This window comes from Acinetobacter lwoffii (genome assembly GCF_019048525.1).
Classification (GTDB): Bacteria; Pseudomonadota; Gammaproteobacteria; order Pseudomonadales; family Moraxellaceae; genus Acinetobacter; species Acinetobacter lwoffii_K.
The window spans coordinates 933,337-948,635 of record NZ_CP077369.1 but is presented as its reverse complement, the minus strand read 5'-3'; the positions used below and the strand labels follow the sequence as shown (position 1 = coordinate 948,635).

At 45.3% G+C, this 15,299-nt stretch carries 13 protein-coding genes; 7 read left to right on the top strand and 6 right to left on the bottom strand.

Translation table 11 applies throughout. The features are described from left to right. Positions 1-154: 154 nt before the first annotated feature. Positions 155-2,035, bottom strand: a complete 1,881-nt coding sequence (parE, locus tag I6L24_RS04415; RefSeq protein WP_213686573.1) for a DNA topoisomerase IV subunit B — start codon at positions 2,033-2,035, stop codon at positions 155-157. A 1-nt stretch (position 2,036) separates the two neighbouring features. Continuing rightward, positions 2,037-2,630: a YqiA/YcfP family alpha/beta fold hydrolase gene (locus tag I6L24_RS04410; RefSeq protein ID WP_005105323.1), complete on the bottom strand. Its 594-nt coding sequence runs from the start codon at positions 2,628-2,630 to the stop codon at positions 2,037-2,039. A 246-nt stretch (positions 2,631-2,876) separates the two neighbouring features. Between I6L24_RS04410 and I6L24_RS04405 the strand changes: the two genes are divergently transcribed. Then, positions 2,877-4,208 (top strand): GPI inositol-deacylase, encoded by a 1,332-nt coding sequence (locus tag I6L24_RS04405; protein WP_216986479.1) that lies wholly within the window; start codon positions 2,877-2,879, stop codon positions 4,206-4,208. A gap of 106 nt (positions 4,209-4,314) precedes the next feature. Next, entirely contained in the window at positions 4,315-5,619 is a 1,305-nt protein-coding gene (locus tag I6L24_RS04400) for an IS4 family transposase (RefSeq protein ID WP_004729329.1), read from the top strand. A gap of 44 nt (positions 5,620-5,663) precedes the next feature. Here the strand turns inward: I6L24_RS04400 and I6L24_RS04395 are convergent, their stop codons facing one another. Both I6L24_RS04395 and gshA read right to left on the bottom strand, forming a co-directional pair. Further along, positions 5,664-6,191 carry a disulfide bond formation protein B gene (locus I6L24_RS04395; protein ID WP_004281272.1) on the bottom strand — a complete coding sequence of 176 codons (528 nt, stop codon included), beginning with the start codon at positions 6,189-6,191 and terminating at the stop codon, positions 5,664-5,666. Between the two features lie 19 nt (positions 6,192-6,210). After that, positions 6,211-7,788, bottom strand: a complete 1,578-nt coding sequence (gshA, locus tag I6L24_RS04390) for a glutamate--cysteine ligase (RefSeq protein WP_216986478.1) — start codon at positions 7,786-7,788, stop codon at positions 6,211-6,213. Positions 7,789-7,999: 211 nt separating this feature from the next. On the opposite strand from gshA, the gene I6L24_RS04385 reads away from it, so the two are divergent. The 3 genes from I6L24_RS04385 to I6L24_RS04375 are packed head-to-tail and all read left to right on the top strand — an operon-like array spanning position 8,000 to position 10,457. Then, entirely contained in the window at positions 8,000-8,539 is a 540-nt protein-coding gene (locus I6L24_RS04385; RefSeq protein WP_216986477.1) for a DUF924 family protein, read from the top strand. 53 nt (positions 8,540-8,592) lie between these two features. Further along, the gene (locus tag I6L24_RS04380; RefSeq protein WP_216986476.1) at positions 8,593-9,144 is read left to right on the top strand and encodes a CC0125/CC1285 family lipoprotein; all 552 of its coding nucleotides are present in this window, start codon (positions 8,593-8,595) and stop codon (positions 9,142-9,144) included. A gap of 11 nt (positions 9,145-9,155) precedes the next feature. After that, positions 9,156-10,457: a DUF445 domain-containing protein gene (locus I6L24_RS04375; RefSeq protein WP_216986475.1), complete on the top strand. Its 1,302-nt coding sequence runs from the start codon at positions 9,156-9,158 to the stop codon at positions 10,455-10,457. 81 nt (positions 10,458-10,538) lie between these two features. On the opposite strand, the gene I6L24_RS04370 is transcribed toward I6L24_RS04375, so the two are convergent. Beyond that, positions 10,539-10,826, bottom strand: a complete 288-nt coding sequence (locus I6L24_RS04370; protein WP_004281267.1) for a DUF2798 domain-containing protein — start codon at positions 10,824-10,826, stop codon at positions 10,539-10,541. 259 nt (positions 10,827-11,085) lie between these two features. Here I6L24_RS04370 and argS point away from each other — a divergent pair, with 259 nt between their 5' ends. Both argS and I6L24_RS04360 read left to right on the top strand, forming a co-directional pair. Beyond that, complete coding sequence (gene argS, locus I6L24_RS04365; RefSeq protein ID WP_004281266.1) at positions 11,086-12,876, top strand: arginine--tRNA ligase; 1,791 nt, start codon at positions 11,086-11,088, stop codon at positions 12,874-12,876. Positions 12,877-13,233: 357 nt separating this feature from the next. Next, positions 13,234-13,851, top strand: a complete 618-nt coding sequence (locus I6L24_RS04360) for an SPOR domain-containing protein (protein ID WP_005245641.1) — start codon at positions 13,234-13,236, stop codon at positions 13,849-13,851. Between the two features lie 121 nt (positions 13,852-13,972). On the opposite strand, the gene I6L24_RS04355 is transcribed toward I6L24_RS04360, so the two are convergent. Next, a complete protein-coding gene (locus I6L24_RS04355; RefSeq protein ID WP_004647387.1) occupies positions 13,973-15,106 on the bottom strand; it encodes an IS4 family transposase in 1,134 nt (377 codons plus the stop codon). Positions 15,107-15,299 lie beyond the last annotated feature (193 nt).

Here is a 15,299-nt window from a genome sequence, read left to right as displayed (position 1 = left end):
TTTAAATAAGTTGCATAAAGACCAATCAAAATATGCCAAAACTAAGATAGAAGATGATGTACAAATAAAGTGCAGCACCTTGAATATTTTTTGCACTGTTTTAAAACAAAAAATCCCGCGCTTGCGGGATTTTTTACTGCTTAAATTCGATAGTTTAAACCACCAAATCTGCCAGATTACCTTTTTGCTCCAACCAGTCTTTGCGGTCACTGGCACGCTTTTTCGCCAAAAGTTTATCCAGTAACCCTGCGGTATGATGAGCATCATCCAGATCCAGTTGCACCAGACGACGCGTGTTTGGATCAAGCGTGGTTTCACGTAACTGACTGGCATTCATCTCGCCCAGACCCTTGAATCGGGTGATTTGCGGATTCTTGGTTTTGCATTTTTTCAGGATGCTATTCAGCTCATCTTCATCCAAAGCGTAGTGCACATCTTTATTGTCATCAATACGGAATAATGGCGGCATCGCTACAAATAAATGCCCTTCCTCGACCAGTGTAGGAAAATGTTTTACAAACAAGGCACACAGCAAAGTGGCAATATGCAGACCATCCGAGTCGGCATCAGCCAGAATACAGATCTTGCCATAACGCAGCTCCGATAAATCATCCGAACCCGGATCAACGCCAATCGCAATCGCGATGTTGTGTACTTCCTGAGATGCTAATACTTCATCAGAAGAGACTTCCCAAGTATTCAGGATCTTGCCACGAATTGGCATAATCGCCTGGAAGTTCTTATCACGCGCCTGCTTGGCCGAACCACCCGCAGAATCCCCTTCCACAATAAACAGTTCTGACTGATCCAGATCATGGCCGACACAGTCAGACAATTTACCCGGCAAGGTTGGACCTGCCACAATCTTTTTACGTTCCACTTTTTTCGCAGCTTTTAAACGGCGACCGGCTTTGGAAATGGCCATTTCTGCCAGTTGCATGGCGATGTCAGAATTCTGGTTCAACCACAGTGCAAAGGCATCTTTGGCAATATTCTGCACAATCCCTGCTGCTTCACGGCTCGACAGACGTTCTTTAGTCTGACCCGAGAACTGCGGCTCCTGAAATTTCAATGATAGGATATAGTTGACGCCGTCCCAGACATCTTCGACAGAGAGTTTCATATTCCGTGGCAGCAAATTCCGCAGTTCACAGAACTCACGCATCGCATCAGTCACGCCTGAACGCAGACCGTTCACATGGGTTCCGCCCTGTGCGGTCGGAATCAGGTTGACATAAGATTCCTGGACGCTTTCTCCGCCTTCGACATTCCAGCAAATCGCAAATTCTGCGCTGGCGCGCTCTGCGTCACCTGTGGCGACAAAAGCCGGTGCCGGAATAATTTCACGGTCTTCCAGCTCGTCCATCAAATAGTCGACCAGACCATTTTCAAACTGCCAGGTAATCTTTTCATCATTGATCTGATCAACATAATTGATCTGTAAACCCGCCGCCAAAACAGCTTTGGCTTTGAGATTATGTTTTAACGCTTTGAGGGCAAATTTAGGCGAATCAAAATATTTGGCTTCAGGCCAGAATTGTACCGTAGTTCCTGATACCCGTTTCGGTGCCTTACCTGCCAGCACTTCAAGCGGTGCAACCGGTTCGCCATTTTCAAAGGCCATTTTATACAGATTGCCCTGACGCTGAACTTCAACCTCTACCCGGGTCGAAAGCGCATTGACCACTGAAATCCCGACGCCATGCAAACCACCGGAAAACTGGTAGTTATCGGTGCTGAACTTACCGCCGGCATGCAGTTTGGTCATGATAATTTCAATACCGCTCTGGCCGTATTCAGGGTGAATATCCACCGGCATCCCACGGCCATTGTCTTCGACTGATAAAGAACCATCTTTATAGACCGTGACGGTAATCTTGTTGGCATGTCCTGCCAGTGCCTCATCGACAGCATTATCAATCACTTCCTGTGCCAAATGGTTGGGACGAGAAGTATCGGTATACATGCCCGGACGACGACGGACCGGATCCAGACCAGATAAAACTTCAAGAGATTGAGCCGTATATTGAGACACGTTATTCGGTTTCCTTTTTTATGCAGTCCAATAAAAACTGTAAGACGAACGGAATTTTTTCCGCAAAATCATCCATCCCGTGACTGCCATGCGCTTCAGTCATCAGTATTGCAGGGGGATGCGCAGCACTATAATAACGATGCGCTTCACGATAATCCAAAACTTCATCGCCTTGTTGCAGCAGAACCAGTATTTTGTCTGCATCTTGTGCAACAGGCAGGGCCAATTGCTGGAGTTGTACCAGATCTGCTTCATCCAGACACCATTTCGGATGAACCTGATAAGGCAGTTGCTCGTCAAACAGTTCACGAAACAGTTGCCATGGTCGCATTGCCGGATTGATCAGTACAGCAGGCACAGCATGCTGTGCGACCAGATGTGTCGCATAAAATCCGCCGAGACTGCTGCCCAGTAATGCCACATCATGCATCGATTCAATCAGGCCAGAAACATACGCAATGGCAGCCTTCGGTGACATGTTTAAATCGGGTAAATGTACCTGAATTTCAGGATACTTTGCACAGTAATGTTGCAGCAATTTCCCCTTGATCGAGTTCGAATTACTCTTAAAACCATGCAAATAAATGATATTCATGAACTACCAACAAAAAACCCATCAATCATCAAAATTTAATTTAAATAATGTAAAGTACACTACGTTATAAGACCAGTTAATTGCTTAAATTGTCTGACAAAAAAGCCCAAAATCTTTTCTCATTCTCGTTATTTTAAGCTGAGGCCCTCAAAATCAGGAAACTCAACAAGAAAAAGAATTTATACCGCGAAGTTCTTTAAAAAGAAAGATGACACCACATGCGGCTCATTGAAAGGACAGGATCAGATGCCAAGTTTGACACCGTTACATGAAACCTATTGTCGATGGGACCGAACCCCGCCGAGTCAGGCCGATGTACTGGAAGGTCTGGCGCAGCTGGTGACGATGCGCTTTAACGATGTGATCCAGGAGCTAATCAAGAGTATTCAACGCGAAATTTTAATGAGTATTTTCGGTTTAAGTGAAAATAATTCAGAAAAAATTCAGAATATTCCTTCAATCGTGCGGCTCTATCAAATGTCTTATGACATGCTGTTTCATTACGGCAATATCCTGATTGCCCCTGCTTTGCGCCAGATTATTGAACGCTTTCCTAAACTGCATAATAAACCGCTGACACCTTCCTTGCATTTCCTGGTCAGTGTCTTAAATGGCATTATCGGGGATTATCTGCTGAAATATCAGAATCCTCTGGCCTTGCCGATGGTGATCTATGACTATTATGGCTCGCTGCAAAAAGGTGAGCTAAGCGGTCGTATTACTTTGTTTGTACATGGCTTATGCATGAACCATTTAGACTGGTCAAATCGCAAATATGAGGGCATTGGGGCAAAATTACTGGCGCAGCGTGACCGCAATACCATGCTCTATCTGAATTACAATACTGGACGCCGGATTTCTGCCAATGGTCGAAGTCTGGCGAATACCTTACAGGATCTGATTGCTCGCAATCCGAGAATTACCAGTATTGACCTGATCGGGCATAGCATGGGTGGTCTGGTCTCTCGTAGTGCGCTGTTTTATGGCAAGCAGAATGTCTATAGCTGGGTCAATATGGTGGAAAATCTGGTCTGTCTGGGTTCACCGCATCATGGTGCAGTACTGGAACGTTTTGGCTTTAGCTTGCAGGACAAACTTGGACATTTTCCACTGATCCGGCTGCTTGGCCATCTGGTCAATATTCGCAGTAACGGTATTCTGGATTTGCGCCATGGCAGCGTCCGGGATGATGACTGGGAGCATAATCCACTTCGGATCGGCTTTATGGATGATCACCGTAAACCTGCCCCAATTCCCTCGCATATCGATACCTATCTGGTCGCCGGTACCATCGAGTTTGAAAACCGAAAAAACAAGACCTTACATGTAATTGGTGATTATCTGGTCAGTATTAAAAGTGCTTTGGGCGAGCATCCCAATCCGCGTTTCCAGCTCAAAGTCCCCGATGCAAACAAGGCGATTTTTTACGGCCTGAACCATTTTGAAATTCAGTATCATCCGCTAGTGGCCGAGCAGGTGGCGCGCTGGTTCTATCCAAGTGTAGAAGATGAAGCCTTTGATCAGATTCATGAATATGTGATGGATCTGGACAGTCTGGAAGGCATTGCCCTGACCTAAACTTCAGCAAAATAAAAAAGCCCTCAATCGAGTAATGCCAGTCAGTTAAGCAGACATTAGAAAAATGTAGTAAAAATGAGTGTATGCCAATACGCTCATTTTTTTTATGACTTTATCTGAAAATTTAGATTGCACCCTTCAACATTCTTTGCCTTCACTCAGCCATTTCAGTGAACTCATTGATTTAAACTGGATTAAAGAAAGCCTACATCAAACAGGTAAGGCTTCTATCAGGAGAAGAAAATTACCTGCCGAACATGTGGTATGGCTGGTAATTGGGCTTGCCCTATTTCGAGATCAACCGATCGGGTATGTCGTAGAGCAACTAAAACTTGTGTTTGGTACAACAGAATATTGTGTCCCCAGTGCAGCAGTGCAAGCACGACAACGTTTAGGACGAGAGCCCTTGAATACCTTGTTTTCTCTACTCAGCCAAGCCTGGTTTGAAGAATCCCAACAGCAATACTCAAACTTTCATGGCCTTAGTGTATGTGCTGTTGACGGGGTGGTTTGGTCTATGCCTTATACAGACGAGAATTTTGAACACTTTGGCTCATCTAAGGGTAAAACCGCTGCAGCCCCTTATCCACAAGTGAGAGCAACCTGCCTGGTAAATACCAGCACCCATGAAATCATTGATGCCCAAATAGGTAGCATGGATCAGGGTGAACTTACACTGGCAAATCGATTATGTCCTCCATCGCATAGTATTACCTTGTTTGATCGAGCCTATTTCTCTGCTGATTTCTTGATTGACTGGCAAACACGAGTAGAAGCCAGTCATTGGTTAATGAGAGCAAAAGATAATTTACGCTATGAGATCATTAAACGTAATTCCCCGCATGACTTTCAAATCAAAATGCCTCTTTCAGCTAGAGCCAGGAAGCTAAATCCATCATTAGGAGAATATTGGGAAGCGCGTTTGATTGAAGTTGAGCAGGCAGGGAAAATTAGACGTTATATCACTTCATTAATGGATTCAAAGGCATATCCACTGATAGGCTTGGCGAAGCTTTATGCCCAGCGCTGGGAAATAGAAATGTGTTACCGAGAAATCAAAAGTGATTTACAGGAAGGCAAGCATTTGAGGAGCAAGCAACCTGATTTAATTTATCAAGAATTATGGGGGGTCTTCATTGCCTATAATATTCTAAGAAGACAAATGAAACATATGGCTCAACGAGCAAAAGTCAGTCCTTTGAGAATCAGCTTTCATATTGCATCTATCGGTATCCTGAATATATTAAGATTTGACTCTTTAGACTCCGCAGGGAATTTACCCAAACATCTAGAAAGTTTACTGGAGAAATCTAAGAGGTATGTGTTGCCTGAGAGGAGGGTTAGAAGTTGCCCACGAGTTGTGAAAGGAAAACCACAGAAATACCCAAGAAAATGCCAGTCAATTTCTTAACTGACTGGCATTACTCAATCGAGGGCTTTTAATTAAATACGGAATTAATATTTATCTCTGAGTCGTTTAACCGGTGCCTTTTTATATTTACGCAACAGTTGCCATAAACTGATCAGCAGTAAAATACTAAAGAAGATCAAAGACCATACAGGTAAGGATTGACCCAAGAAGGTCCAGTCAATCGCGGCACATTCCCCTGAACCATTTAAGACCTGTTGCAGTACAGACTGCATCGGCAGGGTTTCCAGCCAGTATTCCAGACCGGGACCACAGCTCGGCACCTGATCCGGTGGCAGGTTCTGTAACCAGACATGACGCGCAGCCACGCCCACAGACCACAAAATACTGAGCGAACCCAGCAAGGCATACAGCCGCTTCATGAGATTAGATGCAGGATTATGCAGGAATGCGATCAGTGAGATGATCCCCAGTCCGATTAATCCGACCCGCTGGAACACACAGAGCGGACAAGGCGCCAGACCCTGTACATGCTCAAGATATAAGGCAAATGCCATGCCGATGACAGCAGCCAGAAACAACATACCACTCACGAAGCGATAACCCCATTGCATGGTGAATCCTCTTATTTTTTTATCGATATTGGGCTAAATAATCAGCAAAACTGATGCTGCTATCTTGCTCGAGTTGCTGTTGCTGCTGCAATGACTTTTGTGACATTTCTTCAAAATAAGCCAGTGTTTCCGGACTGAGCTGATGTTCTTCATAGACACTGCTATGTTGCTGTGCCAGATGTTGGCCAAAATGCCACATCCCGCCCTGTTCACGTGTATCACCTACCACCAAGGCAGACAAGGTGGCATCGACTTCATCAACCCGGATCATCATGGTTTTTAAAGCATCGGTATAGAGAGTGGTGTCATAGGCCGAATTTAACAGCTTGGCTAAGGGATGCATGCGCTGCAAATGCATAGCACACCAGTCCTCAATCGGATAAGACTGGCCATTTTCCATAATTGCGGCATTTGGCGCACGGCCACGGTTCACCACTTCGGCCTGATTCTGTTCAATAATATCCTGCTCATCGCTGAGGAGCGCCGGACTGTCCTGCAATAAACAGTACAAAGCTACGACTTCGAGGAAGCCGGCCGTATCTTCATTAATGCCAATCGGGCTATAGGGATTAACATCGACTGCACGCAGCTCGACATAGGCAATCCCACGATTTTCCAGTGCCTGTGACGGCGTTTCACCTGCAAGCGGCACCTGTTTCGGACGCACCAGGCTGTAATATTCATTTTCGATTTGCAGCACATGATCATTGATCTGGATCGGCTGGCCATTGGCATCATCCAGGCCCAGACGACTAAACGGTTTATACGGCGTTTTAACGGCTTTTTGCAGTCCGTCCAGATAGTCCTGCAAATTATTGTAATGAATACCGAGCTGTTTCTGCGCAGAGTTTTGATAGCCAAAGCGTCCCATACGTAGCGCAGTTGCATAAGGCGAATACAAGGTGCCTTTGACCAATGGCAGCAAGAAATGATCACGGCCAGTCATAAAGCACTGGCAAACCGCCGGACTAGCCCCGATCAGGAACATCACCAGTGGGGTCAAACGAATAAAGTTACGGATCAGGCCCATATAGCGATGACTGCGATAATCCTGCAAGCTCAGCGCTTTCAGCGCCTCGTCCTGTTCCTGCTGTTGCAAGGCCTCGAACAGATGATCCGGGAAAGACAGGTTATAATGCACGCCTGAAATGGTCTGCATACGGCGGCCATAACGTACACCCAAACCATGACGATACAGAGTTTTAAACAGACCAATATTCGAGCTGCCATACTGTGCCAGTGGAATACTGTCATCGCGGCTGTCGAGCATACACGGCATCGACAACGGCCAGAGCTTTTCATCATTTTCCAGATGGCGATGTACAATCGCATGAATATCGCTGAGATAATCCAGCGCTTTTTTAATACTGTCTTGGGGCGGAGTAATAAACTCCATCAATGCTTCAGAATAGTCCGTGGTGATATGTGGATGAGTCAAGGCTGAACCCAAGGCACGAGGATGCGCTGCCTGTGACAGGAACCCGTCACTTTGCATACGCAAACTTTCACGCTCGATACCACGCAACATGCCTTTGATGAGTGACGACTCGACCCAGGACGGTAATACATTTTGGGAAGTCGATTCAGGTTGACTCATTACAATCTCGCTTAAGGGGGCTAAATTATTAAATTAAAATCATCGGTTTAATCAGTATAACGTGATTTCATGCCGGCACATGACAGGCTGCCTAGTTTTCAGGCAAACCATTGATTTTTAATTTGGCAAATTTTTAACACAAACTTCCTCTATAAGACATGGAAAATTTGTGATTTTATTAACAAAGAGATGCTAATGAATTGTAAATATTATGAATTATCAAGATATTTTAGACTTCTGGTTTCATGCGGACAGCCAGCCTCTATGGTTTAGCCAAAGCCCTGAATTCGACCAAAGTATTTCGCAGCAGTTCATGAGCACCCATCAGCAGGCAGCCCGAGCTGAACTGTGGGGCTGGCGTAAAACCGCAGAAGGCCGTCTGGCTGAAATTATTGTGCTAGATCAATTTTCACGAAATTTATTCCGTGATTCTCCCCAAGCTTTTGCCCAAGACAGTCTGGCGCTGGCCTTGGCTCAGGAAGCCATCAGCCTGAACCTGGATCAACAGCTCAGTCCGGAACAGCGTGCTTTTTTATATATGCCTTTCATGCACAGCGAATCCAAACTGATTCATGAATTCGCCTTAAAACTGTTTCAGCGTCTGGGCAATCCGACCAATCTGGAATTCGAGAAAAAGCATAAAGTCATTATTGACCGCTTTGGACGTTACCCGCATCGGAACCAAATCCTGGGTCGTGAATCGACCAATGAAGAACTTACTTTCCTGACCCAGCCCGATAGCAATTTTTAAGATTTTTTTAAGACCGGCTGTTTGGACTGGATCATTGCATCAGGAGATCGAACATGAAAAACATGCTACTGGGATTGAGTATGATTGCTGCCATCAGCCTGACTGGCTGTGCAACCACACCCTCAAAGCCCTTAACATTTGATCAGTTAGGTCGCTACAGTACCACTCCCCTCAATAGCAACACTTACCGTATCAGCTTTCAGGCCCGTCCCAATATGAGCTTTGGCAAAGCTGAAGAAATTACCCTGCTCAAAGCCGCACAGACTACCGTACAAAATGGCTTTCAGTTCTTCAGAGTACTGAATGATCCAAGTAACCGTACCCAGCAACCTCCACGGCAGGCCATCGTCTATCCGGCACCAAGCTTTTATCCGTACGGGTATTACCGCCGATATCCGGGATTCTGGCCAGACCCATTCTATGACCGTCCTTATACCGTGACTCTGGATCCTGCCCAGGTGGCCTATACCATTGAATGCTTCAAGGCCAATCAGGCGCCTCAAGATGCCTTTGATGCCCGCTTGATTTTACAGTCACTTGGGGCTAAATATGGTTTAAGTCCATCCGGTGCAGTGCTGCAACCGCAACCGGCCAATCCCTCCTGACAGGATGATCTATGCAGACAGAGAGTATCTCCCCGAGCTTACAACGCAGTAAACGTTTCGCGACCATCGCCTTGGTGGTCGCCGTACTGATCTGGTTGGCATTGATGGTTGCAGCCAAACTGCTACCCGAATATGTCTGGCTCATTCATATTCTGATGCTCTCGGCAGAAGCGGGGGTGGTCGGTGGTCTGGCGGACTGGTATGCGATTACCGTGCTGTTTCGTAACCCTTTTGGCAGATTGCCCATTCCCAAGTTTTTACGTGACCATACCGAAATCATTCCACGTAACAAGGCTCGTATTGCAGAGTCAATGGGCCGTTTTGTACAGGAAAATTTTCTTTCTCCGCAAATTGTACAGCGCAGTCTGGACAGCACCGACCTGAGTCTGGCTGCAGGACGCTGGCTGGCCAATCGGCAAAACAATGCCCAAGTGACTCAGGTCATTCAACAAACGGTTCCTAAAATCTTTGAATTTGTGGGACAGGAACAGATTGCCGGATTTATCCAGAGCAACAGCGTGCAATGGGTCAAAAATACCCAGATCAATACTCTGGCCAGCGAAATGCTGCATGCCATTCTGGACAATGATTTCCATCAGGATGTACTACAGCGCGGACTGGATGTGGTACATGCCTGGATGACTTCGCATCCGGAACAAACCCGTGAGCTGACCCGTAACCTGTTTAAGGAAATGGGCGTGTGGAAGCTGGCCAAAGGCGCCAGCTGGATCGGGATTGACGTGCAGCAACGCAGTATTGATTCCGTGATCGGGCGCGTTGAAGCCATGCTGGCCGATCCAGATCATCCATGGCGACTTAAAATTGAGAACATGGGACATAGCTGGATGTTACAGCTGGCGGATAATGACAGTGAAGCCAGCCAGCGTCTGAATGAAACCAAAGATGCCTTACTGGATAGTCCACAAGTGCTGAATTTTATCAGTGGTGCTGTGGTGATTTTATGTGATGCGATCAAGGCTGACTTGCAAAAACCTGATTCGGGTATTGCCGAAAATCTCAGAATTGCCATTCAGCAGGTCGGTGAAAATATCATCTCGAATGCCTCGGTTCGTGAGCTGCTGAATAAACGTCTCAGCGGGATCGCAGTTGACCTGAGTGACCAGTATAGTGAAAAAGTCATTCGTTTTATCAGCGAGCGCATTCACGAATGGGATTCAAGCGAGATGATCGATAAGATTGAAAACGAAGTCGGCGGCGACCTGCATATGATCCGGGTCAATGGCGTGGTAGTTGGAGCATGTATCGGTCTGGTGCTCGGGATCATCCGGGCGGCGGTGGAGCATTTAATTTAAAAATGATGCTATTCGCCCCATACAGCCCCACTTTTAAAATGCCCAAGAATTGACTCCGGCCAGATCAAATTTAAAGATTGATCACTTTGGTGGCTGGGGGCCGGACATATCCACCAATAACCCAGTGAATTTGCGCACGAAAGGCAATAAGGTCACCACAATCGGAAAGGCAATCGCCCAGGAAATCATCCAGTTATGAAACCAGAGTGCTATAAATCCATCAATCCAGCCGAGATTACGCAGCATATTGATCATGGAAATAATGCCACTCATCAGGCAGGACAGGATAAAAGGCACAATAATCAATGCCCATTTTGCAGGAAGTTTAGGAATATGACCGATAATGGTCGGACGTTGTGATGCAGCCACGACATGCTCTTTTTACTGTTTTCAGATGACTAATATAAGCCAAATTCTGTACGGTGAAGCATTGTTTTTTTCATCTGAAATGTTGAGCTAAAAACTGGTTTTATTTTCACGGGATTAATCCGGTTATTACCCCTTTCTCTAGTTCAAAATTTCTGGTGAAGTGATCTTCTACTTTTTATTCCCTAGAAATGCTTTTACCTAAACAGCCTGAAATTTGCTATATTTGCTGTTTTTCTGCGATCTCTATTTTCGACTGATTATGAATACGGCAATACAAGCAGCTCTCGATCATGCAGTGCACACTTTACAGGCACAAGGCGTACTCCCATCTGACTGGAACAATACAAGTAATTTGACGCGTACCAAAGACCGAAGCCATGGTGACTTTGCGTCGAATATTGCCATGATCGCGTCGAAAGCTGCGGGTATGAAGCCACGTGATTTAGCGGAAAAAATTCTTGCTGCCCTGCCTGAAGTGGCGGATATCAGCAAGGCAGAAATTGCCGGTCCTGGTTTTATTAACTTCTTCCTGAATGCTGACCAGCGCTTTGCAGTCCTTGATCAAATTCAGGCACAACAGGCGACTTATGGTCGTACCCAGGTCAATGCGGATAAACGTATCCAGGTTGAATTCGTGTCTGCCAACCCGACCTCTAGCCTGCACGTAGGTCATGGTCGTGGTGCCGCGTATGGTATGACGGTTGCGAATTTGCTTGAAGCGACTGGTGCCAAAGTCGACCGCGAATACTATGTCAATGATGCTGGCCGTCAAATGGACATTCTGGCGACTTCGACTTATCTGCGCTACTTAGAATTAACGGGTCAGGAACTGGTGTTCCCGAAAAATGCCTACCAGGGTGACTACGTAAAAGAAATTGCACAAAGCATTATTGACCAGGATGGCGATGCTTATGTCCGTCCTGTGGCCGACGTGTATAAAGATGTGCCTGAAGATGTACAGTTTGCAGCCGAATTAGATGCTGATGGCAATAAAGTCGTATTGTCTGGTGATAAAGAAAAACACATTGATGGTTTGATCTTTAATTCACAAGCGTTAATTGGCACAGGCTACCGCGTATTCTTGCAAGCCGCGCTTAAAGCTATCTTAGATGATATTAAAGATGACCTGGGCGAATTTGGTGTAACCTTCAATCAATGGTTCAGCGAAGAATCATTGACAGACAAAATTGAAGAAGCCTTACAGACCTTAGATCAGCGTGGTTTCCTGTATGAACTGGATGGCAACATCTGGTTCAAATCCACTGCATTCGGTGATGAAAAAGACCGTGTTGTGAAACGTCGTAATGGTCAGACCACTTACTTCGCGTCTGACATCGCTTACCACCTGAACAAGTTACAACGTGGCTATACTGATATCATCGATATCTGGGGTTCGGATCACCACGGTTATATCGCACGTGTAAAAGCGGCCATTGATGCGTTGGGCTATGACTCGAAAAAATTAACGGTTCTTCTGGTTCAGTTCGTGAGCCTATGGCGTGGCGGCGAGATGGTACAAATGTCATCTCGTTCAGGTCAGTTCGTGACCTTGCGTGATTTGCGTAAAGAAGTCGGCAATGATGCCGCTCGTTTTTACTACGTGATGCGCAAGTCTGAACAGCACATTGATTTTGACCTGGATCTTGCTGTGTCACAAAGCAAGGACAACGCCGTGTATTACATCCAGTATGCACACGCCCGTATCTGTCGTATGTTAGAAAAAGCAGCTTCTACCAATGTTAACTTTGATGCTACAGCGGCACGTAATTTAGCGGCTAAGCTGGAGCTTGATGCTGAAACTGAAATCCTGGCCAAGCTGGCGGCCTATCCAGAAATTCTGGTCCGTGCTGCAAACAGCTATGAGCCGCATCAAATCGGTAACTACCTAAAAGAACTGGCAGCATTATTCCACGGCTGGTACAACGACAATAAAGTACTCGGTGATGATGCTGAATTGACCCAAGCACGCTTATTGTTATCAGTGAACGTGCGTCAGGTACTGCGTAACGGTCTGGAACTGCTTGGCGTATCAGCTCCTGAGAGCATGTAAGCAAAACACTGTTTTGCATGCTCGCAAGGCGAGAGCTAGGCTCGAAGCAGAAATGTAAAGCACTGCTTTTACATTGATGCAAGAAGGTAAATAGTCAAAGCACTGCTTTTACATTGATGCAAGACAAGAGCTATGCTCGAAGTGAGCATGTAAGCAAAACATTGCCGTTTATCTGCTGAGCAGACATTTTGTAACTTTAGCTATGTGCTTGAAGATACAGATAAATTAAAATTCTGTGTGATTTGTGATCTAGAGGATGACTTTTGTATCCTGATCACATAGGATGAAGTGATAGTAGGGGCATAACTGCTGTTATGCCTTTTCTATATGTCCCGATTAATAAGAGGAAAATCCCAAGTGTTTGGAAAAACGCAACGCGGTGTATCTGAAAGACCGAATAAGCCTAAAAAGCCACTTATTCCAACCTGGCTCGGCACACTCGTGATCATTTTAATCGTGTTAAGTTTTTTGATGGCACTGATGCTCTGGAAGCCATGGGAACCAGTTAAACCGAAAACTCAAACAAGTGCTGAATCTGTCCAAGAAGAAGATACCAATAAAGATTACCGTTTTTATGATCTCTTGCCACAGCAACAAGTGACGCCAATTCCTGAACAGGCCGTCCCTGAAAACAAAAATCAGGATACGGTAGTGATTGTAGAAGCACCTCGACCTGAAGTGGCTACACCTGAGGCGACCACAACTGAGCCTGGCTTAGAAGCCAGCGAAGCACCTGTTGCCGCTCCGGCCAGTTATATTCTGCAAGTTCGCAGCTTTGATGATCCAGATCAAGCCGATGCCCGCCGTGCCGAAATTATTCTCAATGGTTTATCTGCCGATGTGGTACGCAGTGTAGAAAATGGCAAAGTCTGGTATCGCGTGGTTTCAGGCCCTTATGATTCTGCAGAAGCCGCAATTATCGCGCAGCAAACCTTGCAGAATAGCGGTATCGATTCCATCGTCGTGAAACGATAAATTTCTAGAAATGAAAAAAAGCGCCTGATGGTGCTTTTTTTATTTGGATCTCTCTAACCGTCTCCTTAATAGGAGAGGAAATCCCACTGCTGTCCCACAATTTTTACAAGAGGAAGCTCATTTAAGCTTCCTCTTGTTTGATGGGGACTTTATCGGGTGAAAATAACGCTTTTAAGGTTTTTATTTCAAATAAATTCACTTGAATTATTCTGAGTAAGCGCTGAACTGTCCAGCCTTTTTTCCCTAAATGTTGAGCGAAACTTACCAGTAAATAGGCGATCATCGCAATCCAGATTTGCGTCTGAATGGCGTTCTTGCTTCGGCCTAAAAAGGCTTTTAATTTCAGGTTCTGTTTAATCGCTTTAAAGAACAATTCAACTTTCCAGCGGTCTTTGTAAATCGCTGCAATGGTAGAGGCAGCTAGATGAAAGTTATTGCTGAGAAAGCTAAAGTGCTTGCCACTTTGCTGATCTCTATATTCAATTCTTCTTAATACGGGGGCTTTTCTTTTTAGGGCATGTGCGCTATTTAGCTGAATGGTTTCATCTTTTAGAATACCTTTGGATTCAAGCACTGGATGTTGCTGGATCACCTGATACACAGATTTAGGCCTAAAACGTGTCACAAAGCTAACGTTTTGAGCGCTTAGATTCGCATACCATTGATAATCGACATAGCCTTTATCAAAGACCACAATGCTGCCAGCGGGAAACTGGAATTTTCGGCCTTGTAACATGTCATTTTCTTTACCATTTTCAACTGCAATAAACTCAGGAATATCATTGCTGTGATTCAATCCTATGCTGAGTTTCATGCTGGCTTTTGAGTCGTGAACTTTGGCCCATTCACATAAGGAAAGCGACAGGTCAATATGACTGGCATCCAGGGAATATAATGGATTCTTAAAGCGAAATTTATGGGCTACTTTTGAGTGTTCATAGTATTTAAGCAACTTGTAAAAGAGCTGTTGATACAAGGCAGCAGGCTGCTGCTCATTGATTCGTGCCAGTGTACTTCGGGGAATAGACTTTGCTCCGAAATGACTCAGTTTGTCCTGTTGGCACTCCAGATTGGATTGAATATCTCTCAGACTTTGCCTGCAGGAAAGTTGAGACATCAAGATGGCAATAAACTGATCCCATCTTGAAGCCGCTCTAAATTTCTGTCCAACATGGTGTACTTTAGCAAGTTGCTCAAAATCCTGTCGCACGACGGGTTTAATAAGCTGATGAAATACGGTATTCTGATGTGACAAAACCTGAATCCTGGTCGTTAAAGTGTTTGTTTGCACTCATATTTTAACGATTTGGACTCAGGTTTTTTATTTAAATCAAACTATGGGACAGCAGTGGAGGAAATCCCCCTTTTTTAAAGGGGGACTGAGGGGGATTTTTATTTATTCTAAACGAGAAAATATTTAATCCCTCCAACCTCCCTTTAATAAAGGG

Bases quoted from the DNA above. Each gene is read 5' to 3' on its own strand.
- I6L24_RS04410 (WP_005105323.1), bottom strand. From the start codon at position 2,630: ATGAATATCATTTATTTGCATGGTTTTAAGAGTAATTCGAACTCGATC.
- I6L24_RS04405 (WP_216986479.1), top strand. From the start codon at position 2,877: ATGCCAAGTTTGACACCGTTACATGAAACCTATTGTCGATGGGACCGA.
- I6L24_RS04400 (WP_004729329.1), top strand. From the start codon at position 4,315: ATGACTTTATCTGAAAATTTAGATTGCACCCTTCAACATTCTTTGCCT.
- I6L24_RS04395 (WP_004281272.1), bottom strand. From the start codon at position 6,191: ATGCAATGGGGTTATCGCTTCGTGAGTGGTATGTTGTTTCTGGCTGCT.
- gshA (WP_216986478.1), bottom strand. From the start codon at position 7,788: ATGAGTCAACCTGAATCGACTTCCCAAAATGTATTACCGTCCTGGGTC.
- I6L24_RS04385 (WP_216986477.1), top strand. From the start codon at position 8,000: ATGAATTATCAAGATATTTTAGACTTCTGGTTTCATGCGGACAGCCAG.
- I6L24_RS04380 (WP_216986476.1), top strand. From the start codon at position 8,593: ATGAAAAACATGCTACTGGGATTGAGTATGATTGCTGCCATCAGCCTG.
- I6L24_RS04375 (WP_216986475.1), top strand. From the start codon at position 9,156: ATGCAGACAGAGAGTATCTCCCCGAGCTTACAACGCAGTAAACGTTTC.
- argS (WP_004281266.1), top strand. From the start codon at position 11,086: ATGAATACGGCAATACAAGCAGCTCTCGATCATGCAGTGCACACTTTA.